Origin of the sequence: Micromonospora sp. NPDC005979, from assembly GCF_040614415.1 — a bacterium.
Classification (GTDB): domain Bacteria; phylum Actinomycetota; class Actinomycetes; order Mycobacteriales; family Micromonosporaceae; genus Micromonospora.
The window spans coordinates 203,944-219,522 of sequence record NZ_JBEXUR010000005.1 but is presented as its reverse complement, the minus strand read 5'-3'; the positions used below and the strand labels follow the sequence as shown (position 1 = coordinate 219,522).

Genomic DNA, 15,579 nt, shown 5'->3' with positions numbered 1-15,579 from the left:
ATCCGGTGACCCGGCGGGAAAGCGCGGGGCGTCCGAGAGCCCGAAACCGGAGCAGGAGACGAAACATGCCTTTCATCACCGTGGGGACGGAAAACTCCGCACCCATCGACCTGTACTACGAGGACCACGGTTCCGGTAAGCCCGTGGTGCTTATCCACGGCTTCCCGTTCAACGGGGCAACGTGGGAGAAGGAGACCAGGGCGCTGCTGAACGCCGGATACCGGACGATCACCTATGACCGCCGCGGTTACGGTAACTCGGCGCAGCCGGCGTTCGGGTACGACTACAACACGTTCGCGGCCGACCTGGACGTGCTGATGACCGAGCTGGACCTGAGTGACGTCACCCTGGTGGGTCACTCGATGGGCACCGGCGAGGTCGTCCGCTACCTGGGCAACTACGGCTCGCAACGGGTCAGCAAGGCGGTGCTGCTCAGCCCGCTGCAGCCGATGTTGGCCAAGGCGAACGACAACCCCGAGGGTGTCGACCTGAACCTCTTCAAGGGCTTCCAGGACGCCATCATCAAGGACCGGTTCGCCTACCTGACGTCGTTCTGCGACGCGTTCTTCAATCCGGACCAGAACATGGGTAAGCGGGTGAGCGAAGAGGCGTACCGGGCGCACTGGCAGATCGGTGCGATGGCCTCCGGCAAGGCCACCCACGACAGTGTGGACGCCTGGCAGGAGGACTTCCGGCCGGACCTGCCGAAGATCAACATTCCGGTGTTGATCGTGCAGGGTGACCAGGACCGGGTGCTGCCGTACCCGGTGACCGGCCAGCGGCTCGGCCCGATGATGCCGACCGGCACGCTCGTCACGCTCAAGGGCGCGCCGCACGGTATCCCGTGGACGCACGCCGACGAGGTCAACAAGGCGATCATGGACTTCATGAAGCAGCCTGCGAAGGCGCGCGCCTGACCCGTATCGGTAGCCGATCGGACGCCAGCGCCGTAACGGCGCTGCGGCACCCGGCCCCAGGGTTTCGCACCGGGGCCGGGTGTCGGCGCGCGTCACGCCCGGATCAGCGTCACCAGCCCCGCCGCCACCAGCACGCCGGCCCAGAGTCGGTCGACGTTGAACCACGCCTTGCGCAGCACCCCCACCCCGAGCACCTCGTAGACCAGCACCGCCACGACCAGGGCGGTGCCGAACATCGCCACGGTGTGCACGCCCGCCGCGGCCAACCCGGGCAGCGCGCCCACCGGCGCCGCCGCCAGGTGTCCGGAGTGACCTCCGGACACCGGCTCGGCCACCAGCACCGGCAGCAGCATCAGCCCCGCGCCGTGCGCCGACGACATGAGGAACGACCAGCCGGCGAGCTGTGCCGCCGACAGGCGCATGCCCGCCCAGCGGAAGTGCCGCTCGGAGAGCAGCCGCCACAGTCCGAAGCCGACCAGCAGCAGCCCGCCGACCACCGCCAGGACGGTGCTCGCCGTCACCGATCGGGTCGCCGTGACCAGGGCGGCGACGATCGCCACCGAGGCCAGGTGCCCCGCCGCGATCGGTGGCAGGGCCCGCAGCAGCGCCGAACGGCTGCGCTCCTGAAGGCCCCGGGCCACCGCGAACAGCCAGCCCATCGCCGGGTTCAGGCCGTGGAACGCGCCGAGCGCCGCGAGCGTCGCCAGGGTCCCGAGGGTCACGGGAAGCAGTACGAGTCGGAGGACGCGTCCCCACCCTGGAGGCGCGTCTGGTGCACGCGCAGCCCCCGGAACTCGTCCCCGTGCGGGAAGAACCGCTCGTCCGGGGTGAGCCCGCCGGCCTCGACGTCCACGTCGAGCTTGGCGAGCCACGCGCCCACCCCGTCGGGATAGAACTGGTCGTCCCACGCGCCGTAGAGCGAGTTGCTGACGTAGACCCGCCGGCCGTCCCGGCTCACCTCCACCATCTGCGGGCCGCCCGCCAATGCCTCGTCCGGGGCGGACGGGTGCGCGGTGCGACGGACGATTCCGCCGAGGTGCACCGAGCCGGTCTGCACCGGGTGCAGCGGGTCGCTGACGTCGTACTGGCGCAGCTCCCCGGTGCCCCAGCACGACACGTACAGGAAACGGTCGTCGACGGACAGGTCGATGTCGGTCACCAGTGGCGGCACCGCGCCGAATGGCTTGAGCAGGTCGGGCAGGTGCTCCGGGTCGGCCGGCTCGGCCGGGATGTCGATCACCTTGGTGACCGCCCAGGCGTCGCCGTCGCGGTGCCACAGCCACACCGAGGCGGACAGGTCCTCGACGCTGATCACCACCCCGACGAACCCGTACGACTTCGTCGGATCGTGCGCCGGGCGCAGCTCCAGCGGCATCTGGTACTGATCGCCCAGGTCGACCCGCTGCACGTGCCGGCGCTTCGCGAGATCCCAGAAGTGGATCGCGTGACCGTACCGGCGGCCCAGCAGCAGCTCCCCGATGATGCCGTCCTCGATCATCGACGGGGTGCCCCACTCGCTGGTCACCAGCACGTCCTGGTTGAGGTGCCACCACACGTCGTACGCGAGGAACTGCGGCCCCCGGTCGGCCTCCCACGCCCCGCGTACCTCGAAGGTGGTGTGGTCGAGGATCGCGATACCTCCCGGGCCCTCCTCGCCGTCCGCGCCGCCGAGCGCGGACAGGTAGATGCCGTCCGGGCCACAGTGCACGGTGTGCGGGCGGGAGTAGCCGGCCCGCTTCGCCAGCTCCTCCGGGCCGATCACCTTGACGACCTGCGGCTGGCGCGGATCGGGCTGGGTGTCGACGACGTGGATACGCGAGGAACGCAGGCCCGGCACGATCAGGTAGCGCCGCTCGACGTGCGGGTGCGGGGCGGTCGGGCAGAGCGCGCTGCTGCACGCGTTCCAGCCGAAGTGGTGCAGCTCGTCGCCGAGGTGCGGCAGGTCGGTCCAGCCGACCACCCGGCCGTAGTCTGGGGAGTCCGGGTCGGTGTCGAGCACCACGATGGCGTCCGGGCGGCTGGCCGTACGGTCGAAGGCCGCCACGTAGGCGAGCTTCTCGGCCGGCGCGGTGGCCGCCTCGCGGGGTGACGGGTAGAAGGTGGGGTCGGGTGTCCAGCGGGTCATCGCATCTCCGCTTCGTCAGGTGGTGGTCAGGTGGTGGGCCTCAGGTGGTGGGAACGCCGAGTCGGTCGAGCAGGAGGCGGCGCAACGCGCCGAAGCCCGGCTCGTCGGGCGTGCGGGTGGGTGGCAGGTCGACGGGCAGGTCCGCGGCGATGCGGCCCTCGTCGAGGAGCAGGATCCGGTCGGCGAGCAGCAGCGCCTCCTCCACGTCGTGGGTGACGAGCAGGGCGGCGAAGCCGTGTTCGGCGCGGAGCCGGCGCAGCAGCACCTGCATCCGCAGCCGGGTGAGCGCGTCGAGGGCGCCGAACGGCTCGTCGAGCAGCAGCAGGTCCGGTTCGCGGACCAGCGCCCGGGCGACGGCCACCCGCTGCGCCTGCCCGCCGGACAGCTCGGCCGGCCAGGCCCGGTGCCGCTCGGCCAACCCGACCTCGGTCAACGCCCGCTCGATCCGGCCGGCGGTGTCCGGGCCGGTCAGGCCGAGCCCGACGTTCGCCGCCACCCGCTTCCAGGGCAGGAGCCGGTGCTCCTGGAAGACCACGGCGGCGGTGCCGTGCACGACGGTCTCACCGGTCGCCGCACCGTCCAGGCCGGCGAGGATGCGCAGGAGAGTGCTCTTGCCCGAACCGCTGCCGCCGAGCAGGGCCACGACCTCGCCCCGGGCGATGCTGAGGTCGACCCCGGCCAGCACGGCCGTCGGCCCGAAGGACCGGCGGATCGCGTGGGCGGTCAGCACCGGGGTCGCGCCGATCAGGTGGCTCGCAGTCCGCGTCGCCATGTCAACATCCTCCTCTCCGCCACGCGTAGGGCAAGGTCGGATATCAGCCCGAGCAGCGCGTAGACGAGCAGGCCGAGGACCACCACGTCGGTCTGGCTGAACTCGCGGGCCTCCATCATCAGGAAGCCGATGCCGGTCTGGGCGTTGACCTGTTCGCCGACCACGAGGCTGAGCCAGGCCGCGCCGATCGCGAGGCGCAGACCGAGAAAGAGCGACGGCAGCGCCCCGGGCAGCACCACGTGACGCAGCCGGGCGGCCGGCCCGAGCCCGCAGGCCCGGGCCGCCTCCACCAGCCGCTCGTCGATGTCCCGGATGCCGGCGTAGGTGTTGAAGTAGACCGGGAAGAACGCGCCGAGCGCCACCAGGCTGATCTTCAGCGACTCGCCGATGCCGACCCAGATGATCAGCAGGGGCACCAGGCCCAGGTGCGGCAACATGCGGGCCATCTGCACCGGAGGGTCGACGAGGTCGTCGCCGAGTCGCAACAGCCCGGCCACCGTACCCAGCACGAGCGCCAGCACGCCGCCGATGAGCAGCCCCGCGCCGGCCCGGGTCAGGGAGTCCACCAGGTGCACGGCGAGCGTGCCGTCGCGGGACAGTCGCCAGCCGGTCGCGAGGACGTCGCTGGGCGCGGGTAGCTTCTCCGGCGCCAGCACGCCGGTCCGGGCCGCCAGCTCCCAGCCCAGCACCAGCACGACCGGACTGACGATCCGCCGCCACCGCCGGGTCCGCCGTGGGCGCGCTTGCGGCGTCGCTTCCGCCGCCACCTCCGGCGGCGTGTCGAGCAGCGGGGTACGACTCACTGGAACACCGCGCTGAAACGGTCGTCCACCCGGCTCCTAATGTCGACCGGGCCCGGGATGAGCTCCAGCTTGACGAAGCTGTCGGTGATCGCCTGGAGTTCGTCGCCGATGGCCGGGGTGACCGGGGCGAGCGGCTTGGCGCTGCGGCTCAGGGCGCGGCTGGTGACGTCCTCCGAAATCTTCAACTCCGGCGCGAGGACGCGGGCCCGCTCCTGCGGGTTGGCGATGCCCCAGTCGGTCACCTCGCGGTACTTCTGGAGGAACGCCCGGACGTCGTCCGTGCGCTTGGTGACCGCGTCCGGGGCGGCGAGCACGTACTCGCGGTTGCTGGCCAGGCCGGTCGCGTCGGCGAGCACCCGCACGCCCGGCTGCTCGGCCAGGGCGAAGTACGGATCCCAGATCACCCAGGCGTCGACCTGACCGCTGTCGAAGGCGGGGCGTCCCTCGGCCGGCTTGAGGTACTTGACGTTGATGTCGCGCAGCGTCATCTTGTTTGCCTCCAGCAGCCGCACCAGCAGCCAGTGCACGTTGGAGCCCTTGTTGAGGGCGACCGTCTTACCCTTCAGGTCGGCGAAGCTGCGGTAGCCGCTGGCGGCCTTGACGAGCACGGCCTCACCCTGCGGGATCGGCGCCGAGGTGCCGACGATGGAGAACGGGATCTTGCCGGCGGCGGCGAAGACCGGCGGGGCCTCGCCCACCTGTCCGATGTCGATCGACCCGGCCTTGAGCGCCTCGGTGAGCGCCGGCCCGCTCTCGAACAGCGACCACTCGACGTCCGGGGCCGCGTCGCGCGCCTTGACCAGGCTCAGCCCGCCGAAGCGCTGGTAGCCGATCCGCAACTTGCCCTTGCCACCGCCGCCGCCGGCGTCGGCCGGTCCGCCGCAGGCGCTCACGCCGGCCGCGGCGACGAGGACGAGGGCGGTGATCGCGGCCGTGAAAAGGCGGCGGCGCGGGGGATTACGCATGACGGCTCCTTGGGCGAGCGGGTGGGCCGGGCCGCGTCGACCGGCGTGGGATGGCGTGGGCGGTAGCCTACTAACCCGATAGGTTTTATGGGTAGGCTGTCGGCGGGTTCGTCCCACCCCTCAGGAGCGCCACGCACACACGGAAAGAGTCCCGATGACCCTCACCTTCCACTGGTTCCTGCCCACCAACGGCGACAGCCGGGACGTCGTCGGCGGTGGACACGGCGTACCCACCGGCACGGCCGGGGGCGCCCGCCCGCCGAGCGTGGCCTACCTGGGTCAGATCGCCCGCACCGCCGAGCAACTCGGCTTCGTCGGCGCGCTCACCCCGACCGGCGCGTGGTGCGAGGACGCCTGGCTCAGCACCGCGATGCTCACCGAGGTCACCGAACGTCTCAAGTTCCTGGTGGCGTTCCGGCCCGGCCTGACCTCACCCACCCTCGCCGCGCAGATGGCCTCCACCTTCCAACGGCTGTCCCGGGGCCGACTGCTGCTCAACGTGGTCACCGGCGGCGAGTCGACCGAGCAGCGGGCGTACGGCGACTTCCTGGACAAGGACGCCCGGTACGCGCGCACGGACGAGTTCCTGCACGTCGTCCGCGCGCTGTGGCGGGGGGAGACCGTCGACCACGCGGGCGACCACCTGCGTGTCGAGCAGGCGCGACTGCACCGGCTGCCCGACCCCACGCCGCCGGTCTACTTCGGTGGCTCGTCCGCCGCCGCCCTACCCGTGGCCGTGCGGCACAGCGACGTCTACCTCACCTGGGGCGAGCCACCGGCCCAGGTCGCCGAGAAGATTGACCGGGTACGGGCCCTGGCCGCCGACGCCGGCCGGGAGCTGCGCTTCGGCATCCGGCTGCACGTCATCGCCCGCGACACCGCCGACGAGGCGTGGGCGCAGGCTCGCCGGCTGCTCGACGGCATCGCCGAGGCCGACATCAAGGCGGTGCAGGTGGGGCTGCGCCGCAGCGAGTCGGAGGGGCAGCGCCGGATGCTCGACCTGCACGGCGGCTCCCGCGACAGCCTGGAGGTCGCACCCAACCTGTGGGCCGGCGTCGGCCTGGTCCGGGGTGGGGCGGGCACCGCCCTGGTGGGCAGCCACCGCGAGATCGCCGACCGGATCGCCGAGTACCACGCGCTCGGCATCGACGAGTTCATCCTCTCCGGCTACCCCCACCTGGAGGAGGCGTACTGGTTCGGCGAGGGCGTGCTACCGATCCTGCGCGAGCGCGGCCTGTGGCAACACCCCGACGCCCAGCCCGTGGATCTCCCGGATATCCCCTTCGCCGGCACGACGACACTCCGCCCGACGCCGGAGCCCGCGATCGTTGGTCGTTGAGCGACACGACACGCCGTGCGGTTCGCCGCTCAGCGACCAACGATGATCACGTCATGCGCCCGTGGTCGTCCCACTGACCGGCCCGCGGACGGGTAGGTAGGCGGCGCGCCAGCACCCAGCGACGCGCCGCCGCCTATCTGCCCGTTCCCTCCGTGCCGGTAGTCTCGCCGCGTGAATCCGAAGGTGATCGAGGGCCGGTTGACCGAGACGCAGGCCGGCTCGGGTGTGGAACGGCGCGCTTTCGGCGAGTTCGTCGGGCCCCGTGGTGAGCTCGCGTCGTACGCGTTCGGCTGGACGACCAACTCCGAGCACCACGTCGCCCGGCTCACGGTAGGGATCGGAGCCGGAAACCCCGGCGGCGCCAGCATCCACGCGATCATCTTCAACAGCGAGAACAGCTATGCCTGCTCGCTCGTCGACGAGCCGTTCGAGCGAGTCCCCGAGGGCGGGCCGGACCTCACGGCGACCGAGGCCCGCGCGCACGAGGATCTGCCGTTCATCTGGTGGGTGGTGGACCTCGTCATGGAGCGTGACCGGCGCGCGCGGTGGATGAAACACTGGCTGCTGGGGACCAGCAGCATCCAGACCGGCGAGGTCTTCGACCAGAAAGAGCCGATCCTGTACGTCAGCCACGACGCCGACGACGGACTCTGGCAACTCGTCGGCGCGAGCGATGCCGACCCCGCGACGGGCAAGCTCAGCCACCTCCACCACGCCGTGGAAAACGACCGCACGCTGCTCGACGTTCTCGACCTCGGTCCCGGCGAGAGCGCGTACCGCACCGGTCCGGACGCGCCCTGGACCGCCGGCCCGTCCTGAGACGAGCGGGGGCCTGATTAGCGCCGTGGCATCCCGCCATGAGGACTGTTGACGATGAGCGGCACGCTGTCCGGTGCCAGGAAATAGTGGCCCTCGAAGTACTCGAGGTGAACGTGGCCGCCGTCGTCCATGCTGGCTACCTGCCGTAGCAGGTCGGCGAGGAGCGACCGGCTTTCCGCGCCACCGTGGATGCTGAGATAGTGGCGATCGTCGACACCAATGACGACGGGCCCCTGCGTCACTTCGATGAGAACACCCCGTAGGTGCCGAGAGTGAGCCGACGGCGCAAGGCTCAACTCGCCTCCGCCTGCTACCAGCTCAGCGAGGTGACAAAGCTCAGCACGGGCACCCACGATGTCGACGCCTTCGGCTGCTGAGTAGTAGTCAAGGTTCATCCCGCAACCGTAGGCTCCCGCCTCTGACCAGCAACTTTCAGCTCTGATCGCCGAGGGTCTTGTCGTTCCTCCGGCAGACCGCCAATCCGTGGCGCGATCGGCGATCCCGTCGGCTCACGGCTCAGCGCAATTCGATCTCGACCTGGTGCTCCGTGAGCATGCGCAGCAGATAGTCCAAGGTGGTCGCCGAACGCAGCAAACGCCGGTCGTAGCCGGCGACGAGGTGTTCGCGGGCGATGGCAGAGTTGTGCCACACCAGCCGAAATGGTGTACGCGCGCCGAACCCTCCGGCGAGGCAGTCGTCGAGGGCGTCGAGGTTCCAACCGAAGTATCCGCCCGGGCCGTTGATCGCCTCGCCGATCGCGCAGTAGAACCCTTCAACGTCGGTGACGAACCGGCCGTCGAGTTCGTACGTGCTGCCGGCCGGCCGGTCCGGCGCACCGGATTGGTGGGCGAGTGCTGCTCCTGCCCAACGTTGACGCAGCTCTCGGTCGTAGCCGGCCCACAGGTTCTTCTCGATGGGCCGTCCGGTCCACCAGTGCCTGAGGACGCCGAGGACGCCGGTCGGCATCGGCTCCTGCGGGTCGCTGTCGATGATCACGTCGAGGAGTCCGGGACCGAGCCGCGACGGCTCGCCGGCCTGGACGGTTCCGGACACCACGGCGGCGATGACCGGGCTGATCGAACCGTCGGCGGCGACCATGTAGACCTCGGCGCGGATCCGGCGGTGGCGCAGGCCGCCCTTGGTCGACTGCCCGACCGCGCCCAGCGCATTCAGCAACAGTGGTTCCGGTCGGCAGCCGAGCAACCGGACCTGTGGCACCGGCGGTGCGGTTTGCTCGCGGAATACGCCGATGACGTCCCGACAGGTACCGTAGGGAGCCTCGTCCAGGCCCAGGAGTACGAATTCGGTGACGTCGTCGCTAGGACGTTCGACGGCGTCCGTGCGGTCATAGACGTGGACGAACCCCTTGAGGTCGATGTCCACGGTTTCCGGCATCGTCGCGCTTGGCCGTTGCGCGAGGACGACGACGTCGGCGAGATCCTCGCCCCACCAGGACGGCGGCGTGCCCGGTGGTGGGGGAGGTGCCGTTACGGAGACGTTCCCCAGCCAGGCTCTTTCGGTGCCGAGTGCCTCGGCGGGCAGCCGGTCGAGCAGGTCGGCGAGGGCGCCGGCCGGAGCGCAACCGACGAGCGTGAACCGCTCCCGTGGCCGGGGCGGCAGGTCGACGAACACTCCTTCGATCTCCGCGCACAGCGCCAGCGGGATGTCGATCTCGTAGGAGCACTCGAAGCCGACGTCGCCGAGGAGCAGCCAGCGCGGGCTGACCGGATGCTCCCACGTCCACCGCCGCAGCTCCGGCGGAACGCCAGCATCAAGGCCCGCGCTCGTCGTCACGCCGCGACCCTACCAACTGGAAATGCCACGGCGGAGAGCTCGTTCGCGGACGACGGAGCACGGCATCCGCAACCTCAATGCGTCCGCTCATCCGCAGAATCGGGCTCCGCGACGCAAGGCGGCGCACGTGGCAACCGATGCAGGTTGGGCTGCCTGACGCGCGACCAGCGGCATGAGCGGGGACGTCGCCTGAGGTAGCTTCTGCGGATGCCTCATGATCCGTTGCAGGACATGCCCGCCGAATCTCGCGCGGAGCTGACGGCAACTGTCTGCGCTGCCATCGACACTGATCCGGCTACGGCGGAGGACGTCATCCGCTCGACTGAGCCATTTTGGGATGCGATGGAACGAGCCGGTGGCCTCGTGGACGCGTAAGGTGGCGGCGAGTTCTGTTACGTCCTGCCGAGGGCCTTGTCGTTCATCCGGCCGACCGCCAATCCCTAGCGCAATCGGCGATCCCTCTTGCCCCTGACCGGCGGGACCGGACGGCACCTGACACAAGCGATCGTGACGCTGCGCGGCGCGCGAACAGCGGCAGATCCGGATACCGGATTTGGTCCGGAATGCTGGAGAAGGGCCAATCGGGGTTGTTTAGCTCAACGATGTCAGGCGCGGCTTTATCGATATCGGGTGACCTGGGTGGTGTCAGCTTGGGACGCTGCCTGAGGTGGTGTTTGCGGGTCGGTCAGGGTGGATGCGCAACTAGCCGGCGGTGAGGCGGCTGAGGAACGCAGATGTGTTCAATGGTTGCTCTGGGAGCGACGTCGGCGCGTCCGCACGTAGGCCATCAAGGAGAATCGGGAGAAAGCGGCGCCAGAGCCGTGGGTTCGCGTCGCCGAAGGTCTCGATGAGGTGAGCCATCAGGGACATCAGGACACCGACGTCGGTGGTTGCGACGTCGGCCCGGATCACCCGCTGCTCGCGACCGCGTTGTAACAGTTGGTCGATGCAGCGCTTGACGCGCGCCTGGACGTTACCGGCTCCAGGGTCCTCGGTCGGTGTGCCTCTCAGAAGCTTCCCGAGGGCGCGCTTGTTCGCCTGCGGTTCGAGCACCGCCTCGAAGAAGGCCGCGAGTCCGTCGGCCGCGTCCTCCATCTTTGCCGCGCATTCTGCGGCCTCGAGCATTGTCTCGACTGTCTCGGCGAAGACTGCTTGCGCGAGCGCGTACTTGTTGGGGAAGTGACGATAGGCGGTGCCAACACCGACTCCGGCTCGTCGCGCGACGTCGTCAAGCGTCGGCAGCAGCCCTGCCGCGTCGAACAGCTCGCTTCCGGCGGCGATGAGCGCAGAGCGGTTCCGCTCCGCGTCCTTGCGTCGCGTCCGTCGGTCGGGCTGCGGCTGGGCTGGGCCTGCGCTCTCGTCCATGCGTCCTCTCCTCAAGCGATCACCGGAATCGGAGACGCGTCTCCGTTATGATAGCTTGGCCGTATCGGAGACGTGTCTCCGCTTTGGTGAAGCGGTCGGTCCACGTGATGAGGAGGTCTTCTGTGCCTGTCGAGCGGATCATCTTCGGCACCATGACACTCGGCTACCACGGCAGAGGAGCGCGTGTCCGCGACGTCCCCACAGCGAGGCGGATGCTCGACCAGTTCCGTAGCCGCGGCTACCGCGAGATCGACACCTGCTACGTCTATGGCGCCCCGCTTCCTGCCGAGTTGCTCATCGCGATCGACGAGGCAAGCGAGACCACTCGCCCGGCCTGGCCGTCGACGCGCCGAGCCTGACACCCACGGATAGTGAAAGTGATAAGGAGTTCTTTAGCATGACGACAAACACCCCTAGAGCCTGGTTCATCACGGGAGCATCGCGAGGCCTGGGCGTCCGGTGGGCGGAAGCCGCGCTATCCCGCGGCGACCGTGTCGCTGCGACCGCACGATCTGCCGACGCGTTGCGCCCTCTCGTTGAGAAATACGGCGACCTGGTTCTTCCGCTCGAACTCGATGTCACGAATGAGGCGGCCGTGCATCAGGCGATCGAGACTGCCGAAGATCGACTCGGCGGTATCGACATCCTGGTCAACAACGCGGGGCAGGCGGTGATGGGCGCCATCGAAGAGGTCAGCGCGGCGCAGGCACGAGCGCAGATGGAGGTCAACTACTTCGGCGCTCTGTACGCGACTCAGGCAGTTCTGCCGCACATGAGGGAGCGTCGCAACGGCCGCATCATCCAGATCTCGTCCATGGGCGGGGTCATCGCCACCCCCGTCATGGGGACCTACCATGCAACAAAGTGGGCGCTGGAGGCGTTGAGCCAGGCGCTGGCGGCAGAGGTCTCGGAGTACGGCATTCACGTGACACTCATCGAGCCACTCACGTTCCCGAGCGAACTCGGTACTCCCGCTCCGCAGATGCCCGAGTACGACCATGCCCGCAAGGCGCTGATGGCTGGCTTCGAGGGCACCGGAATCGCTCCGGGTGATCCGGCTGCGGCCGCACAGGCGATCCTCGCCGTCGCTGATGACCCCAGTCCGCCGTTGCGAGTGTTGTTCGGCGCGAATGGCCTGAAACTGCTCCGTCCGGAGTACGCGCGCCGGATTGCCCTGTGGGAGGAGTGGGATCACCTCGCCCGGCTCGCACAAGGCACCTCACCAACATGAGGTTGGACCCCGCCCCGGGTTCGGTTCGACGACGGTGTCGGGCATTCCTCAGGAGGCGCCCGACACCGTCGGACGGGGTCGCCACGGCACGCGAGAGAGCCAGCCACGCCTGGACCTGATCGGCCTGCTCGTCAATCTCGGGCGCGACGACCAGAAAGTGCCACGGCGAGACTGCTTCAACTCGCGAACCTGGTCGGGAGCTTGCGAAGCAGCGTCCGGCAGTGGTGGCGAATCGCGACCAGTCGAACGACACGACGCGACCCGTGGTGGCGGTCAATGCGGCCGCAGTCTCGAACGAGGTCTGCGCGTCCACCTGGTCGAGACCGGCCTCGGCGGACGCGGCGGCGGCGATGCCGGCCTCGCCCAAGGTAGCCAGGGCGGGGTACGGCCGGAACAGGGCGTCGATTTGGTACGGGAGCTTACAGGCGGCAGCAACGGACCCGAGTGATCATGACCGCTGAGGAGCGGACAGCCTGTCGGCGGACATGCCACCTCTCGTCTCTGCCGTGTACTACCACTCCACCGGAGTGTCCCGCCGGGTCGGCGGTGAAACCGGCCTCGCGCGCCGCCTCGAACACCCCGAGCACCGCAGCGGCTGGACGCTGGGCGGCGCGTACATGACGGGGCTCGACCGGCTCTCTGTACGTCCCTCCTGGTCGGCGCCCGTATGTGCGGCGGGCCGGAGTCGACAGGGCCCGCGCCAGGATCCTCACACGATGGTGCGGCCGCCGTTCACGTCCAACACTGTGCCGGTGACGAACCGTGCCTCGTCGCTGACGAGGAACGCGATCGCTGCGGCGATGTCTTCCGGATTGGCGACGAAGCCCAGCGGGGCCTGCGCTGCGAGCAGCTGCAGGTACTCTCCCAAGGCTTCGGATCCCGGAGTACGGGTCGGACCGGGGCTGACGGAGTTCACCCGCACTCCGGCAGGGCCGAACTCGGCTGCCCAGCTCTTGGTCAGCAGGTCCAGGGCGGCCTTGCTCGCCCCATAGACCGACAGACCGGGGAGCGCGACTCCGGCGGCGAGGGTGGACACGTTGACGATCGCTCCACTGCCCCGTGCCGCCATCGTGGGCGCGATAGTCGCGACCAGATAGAACGGGGCCTTCAGGTTGGTGCCGAGCACCGCGTCGAAGGTCGACTCCTCGGTGCCCGCAGTCGGGCCACCGGCCCCGGTCGCCGCATTGTTCACCAGGATGTCGAGGGCTCCGCCGGCGACCTCGGTGGCCTTGGTCGCGAGTTCGACAGCGGACTGTGCGTCACGCAGGTCCGCGCGGACGAAGTGAGCCTCGTTTCCTTCGGAGCGGATCTGCTCCACTACTTCTTGCCCTCGTTGCGTATCGCGGCCGGAGACGACGACACGGATGCTGTTGCGGGCGAGCTTGAGCGCGGTGGCGCGGCCGATTCCGCTCGTCGAACCGGTGATGAGGGCGGTCTTGGTACTCACGGGATCTCCTTGCTGGTGGTTCTGACGGTCAGGGGAGTTGACATGTGGGCCAGCGAGCGGTCGGTGTTAAAGGCCCTGAAGGAAGGCGACACGGTCCGCGAACGTGCTCTGTGCGATGCGGGAGTTGGGCGCGAGCTGGTCGAAACCGTGGAATGCGCCGGGGCGCACCGACAGGTGCACGGGCACACCGTGTTCCATGAGCCGCGTGGCGTAGGCGACCGTCTCCGCGCAGAAGAGATCCAGTTGGCCGACTTCGAGGTATGCCGTCGGCAGATCGTGGAGTGAGTCTGCGCGGGCGGCGGAAGCGGAGGCCGGCACGTCGTCCGTGCCGTACGTGTCGCCCAGGTAGGCCCGCCAACCGGTGATGTTGTCGGCCACCGACCAGGCAAGAAACGGCTCGACCGCCGGGTCGGCGACTGCGGTGCGATCATCGAGCATCGGGTAGATCAGGATTTGCGCGGCCAGGGGCCCGATCTGACGGTCGCGACACACCAGCGCGGTCGCTGCGGCGAGACCGCCTCCGGCGGAGTCGCCCATGAGCGCGACGCGGGCCCCGGGTACCCGCTCCGCGGCGTGCGCGATCGCCCACTGGACCGCGGTGACACAGTCCTCGACCGCGGCTGGGAACGGCGCTTCGGGTGCCAGGCGGTAGTCGACCGCGATCATCGCTACCCCGGCCTCCGAGGCGTAGCGGCGGCAAACGTGGTCGTAGCCGTCGAGGCTACCGGCGATGAGACCGCCTCCATGGGCATAAACAACAAGTGCGTTCGGCGGGTTCTCCGGCTTGTACAGGCGTAGCGGAAGAGCGTGCCCGTCCGAAGACGGCACGGTGAAGTCCACGATCTCAATACTGTCGTCGGGTGTGGCGACGGCAGCCAGTCCGTTGTAGAGGGCGTCGATGTTCGCCCGCCGCGTCTTCCAGTCATCGACGACCGGCGGCGTGGGTGGGGCGGCTGCTGCGATCGCGTTTGCGGCTTCGAAAAGTTCCTTGTCGATACTGAACATGCAGTCCTCTGAAGGAGAGTGAAATTGCCCCGGCCCCGCTGTGCTCTTGAATGGGCCAGCCGGCCGGGATCCGTCTGTCGATTGCGTGGGGCGGCACTTCGTGCGCCCCGAACAAGACACGTACAACGTACGTAAGCCTGTCTCGCGTACGCCGTACGTGTCAAGTGATCTGGGACACCTCGCGCCGAGGGCTGGGCCCGGCGCGAGGCAACTGGGCCACATGAGGCCGGTCCCGTCTCAGAGTCGGCTTGTCAGGGTGGCGACACCGCTGCCGGTCAGGTCGGGGATGGCGTGGTGTCGGCCGGCGAGGACGGAGATGATGTTTTCGGCGGTGCCGAGCACTTCGAGGTCCCGCCCCGACGAACGTGACCAGTTGGTGTCGGTGGCGCGGAACGCGATGCCCCGGGCTCGCGCGGCCGCCGGAATGAACGGGTTGGGCACGCGCGTCTCGACGGCGAGGACCGCGTCGGTCACCTGCGGCGACAGGACGCCGGACCGGCCGAGCGCGAGCGCGATATCGAGGTGGTGGACGGCGTGGTCACCGAGCATCAGCGGCGCCGGCAGTAGGCGTCCGATACCTTTCGGGCGCGCCCGCGCGCGGTCGAACGCGTCAATCAACTCCCGAGCGGTGCACCCGCTGGCGTACTCGCGACTGAGGACGTCGTTTGCCGCGTCGAACGACCAGTGCCGCCGCGCCATCGCGAGCAGCAGTCGGGGCGGCGGTAGGCGCAGGCCGAGCACGAGGTGGGCGAGTACGTCTTTGTTCGTCCAGCCCGCACAGAGGCTGGGTCGCTCCCACTCTTCGTCGGTCAGGGTGCAGGCGAAAGCAACGAACGCGTCGTCCTGGTGTCGAACAAGGTCGCGGAAGTCGGTTCCGCCCCTGTGGCCGGTTTGGGACGGCAGGCCCCTCGTTCTCGTGATGGTCACCGAACTCTCCTCTACTTACGTACGTTGTACGTATAGTAGCCTGAGATACGTACGCCGTACCTAAGCCGGG

At 69.2% G+C, this 15,579-nt stretch carries 16 protein-coding genes; 5 read left to right on the top strand and 11 right to left on the bottom strand.

Annotation, left to right across the window (positions count from 1 at the left end; translation table 11 throughout):
* Nucleotides 1-65 precede the first annotated feature (65 nt).
* A complete protein-coding gene (locus tag ABZ272_RS11445; protein WP_355049813.1) occupies nt 66-917 on the top strand; it encodes an alpha/beta hydrolase in 852 nt (283 codons plus the stop codon).
* Between the two features lie 92 nt (nt 918-1,009).
* On the opposite strand, the gene ABZ272_RS11440 is transcribed toward ABZ272_RS11445, so the two are convergent.
* The 5 genes from ABZ272_RS11440 to ABZ272_RS11420 are packed head-to-tail and all read right to left on the bottom strand — an operon-like array spanning nt 1,010 to nt 5,582.
* On the bottom strand, nt 1,010-1,639 hold the full coding sequence (locus ABZ272_RS11440; RefSeq protein WP_355049812.1) for a hypothetical protein: 630 nt from the start codon (nt 1,637-1,639) through the stop codon (nt 1,010-1,012).
* Nucleotides 1,636-3,042: a selenium-binding family protein gene (locus ABZ272_RS11435; protein WP_355049811.1), complete on the bottom strand. Its 1,407-nt coding sequence runs from the start codon at nt 3,040-3,042 to the stop codon at nt 1,636-1,638. The genes ABZ272_RS11440 and ABZ272_RS11435 overlap by 4 nt, the downstream gene beginning before the upstream one ends.
* A 40-nt stretch (nt 3,043-3,082) precedes the next feature.
* Nucleotides 3,083-3,814 (bottom strand): ABC transporter ATP-binding protein, encoded by a 732-nt coding sequence (locus tag ABZ272_RS11430; RefSeq protein WP_355049810.1) that lies wholly within the window; start codon nt 3,812-3,814, stop codon nt 3,083-3,085.
* On the bottom strand, nt 3,787-4,617 hold the full coding sequence (locus ABZ272_RS11425) for an ABC transporter permease subunit (protein ID WP_355049809.1): 831 nt from the start codon (nt 4,615-4,617) through the stop codon (nt 3,787-3,789). Before ABZ272_RS11425 ends, ABZ272_RS11430 begins: the two co-directional genes overlap by 28 nt.
* Nucleotides 4,614-5,582 (bottom strand): aliphatic sulfonate ABC transporter substrate-binding protein, encoded by a 969-nt coding sequence (locus ABZ272_RS11420; protein WP_355049808.1) that lies wholly within the window; start codon nt 5,580-5,582, stop codon nt 4,614-4,616. The genes ABZ272_RS11425 and ABZ272_RS11420 overlap by 4 nt, the downstream gene beginning before the upstream one ends.
* Nucleotides 5,583-5,736: 154 nt before the next feature.
* On the opposite strand from ABZ272_RS11420, the gene ABZ272_RS11415 reads away from it, so the two are divergent.
* Nucleotides 5,737-6,921, top strand: a complete 1,185-nt coding sequence (locus ABZ272_RS11415) for an LLM class flavin-dependent oxidoreductase (protein WP_355049807.1) — start codon at nt 5,737-5,739, stop codon at nt 6,919-6,921.
* 171 nt (nt 6,922-7,092) lie between these two features.
* Entirely contained in the window at nt 7,093-7,740 is a 648-nt protein-coding gene (locus ABZ272_RS11410; RefSeq protein WP_355049806.1) for a hypothetical protein, read from the top strand.
* Nucleotides 7,741-7,757: 17 nt separating this feature from the next.
* On the opposite strand, the gene ABZ272_RS11405 is transcribed toward ABZ272_RS11410, so the two are convergent.
* The 3 genes from ABZ272_RS11405 to ABZ272_RS11395 all read right to left on the bottom strand — a co-directional run bounded on the left by ABZ272_RS11405 (nt 7,758) and on the right by ABZ272_RS11395 (nt 10,899).
* Nucleotides 7,758-8,135, bottom strand: a complete 378-nt coding sequence (locus tag ABZ272_RS11405; protein ID WP_355049805.1) for a hypothetical protein — start codon at nt 8,133-8,135, stop codon at nt 7,758-7,760.
* A 121-nt stretch (nt 8,136-8,256) separates the two neighbouring features.
* The gene (locus tag ABZ272_RS11400) at nt 8,257-9,534 is read right to left on the bottom strand and encodes a barstar family protein (RefSeq protein WP_355049804.1); all 1,278 of its coding nucleotides are present in this window, start codon (nt 9,532-9,534) and stop codon (nt 8,257-8,259) included.
* Between the two features lie 702 nt (nt 9,535-10,236).
* On the bottom strand, nt 10,237-10,899 hold the full coding sequence (locus ABZ272_RS11395) for a TetR/AcrR family transcriptional regulator (RefSeq protein ID WP_355049803.1): 663 nt from the start codon (nt 10,897-10,899) through the stop codon (nt 10,237-10,239).
* Nucleotides 10,900-11,021: 122 nt separating this feature from the next.
* Here ABZ272_RS11395 and ABZ272_RS11390 point away from each other — a divergent pair, with 122 nt between their 5' ends.
* Nucleotides 11,022-11,258: an aldo/keto reductase gene (locus tag ABZ272_RS11390; RefSeq protein ID WP_355049802.1), complete on the top strand. Its 237-nt coding sequence runs from the start codon at nt 11,022-11,024 to the stop codon at nt 11,256-11,258.
* A gap of 38 nt (nt 11,259-11,296) precedes the next feature.
* Nucleotides 11,297-12,130 carry an SDR family NAD(P)-dependent oxidoreductase gene (locus ABZ272_RS11385; protein ID WP_355049801.1) on the top strand — a complete coding sequence of 278 codons (834 nt, stop codon included), beginning with the start codon at nt 11,297-11,299 and terminating at the stop codon, nt 12,128-12,130.
* Between the two features lie 709 nt (nt 12,131-12,839).
* On the opposite strand, the gene ABZ272_RS11380 is transcribed toward ABZ272_RS11385, so the two are convergent.
* From ABZ272_RS11380 to ABZ272_RS11370, 3 genes are all read right to left on the bottom strand, one after another.
* On the bottom strand, nt 12,840-13,577 hold the full coding sequence (locus ABZ272_RS11380) for an SDR family oxidoreductase (RefSeq protein WP_355049800.1): 738 nt from the start codon (nt 13,575-13,577) through the stop codon (nt 12,840-12,842).
* A 66-nt stretch (nt 13,578-13,643) separates the two neighbouring features.
* The gene (locus tag ABZ272_RS11375) at nt 13,644-14,582 is read right to left on the bottom strand and encodes an alpha/beta hydrolase (RefSeq protein WP_355049799.1); all 939 of its coding nucleotides are present in this window, start codon (nt 14,580-14,582) and stop codon (nt 13,644-13,646) included.
* 237 nt (nt 14,583-14,819) lie between these two features.
* Nucleotides 14,820-15,509 carry a maleylpyruvate isomerase family mycothiol-dependent enzyme gene (locus ABZ272_RS11370; protein WP_355049798.1) on the bottom strand — a complete coding sequence of 230 codons (690 nt, stop codon included), beginning with the start codon at nt 15,507-15,509 and terminating at the stop codon, nt 14,820-14,822.
* Between the last annotated feature and the right edge of the window lie 70 nt (nt 15,510-15,579).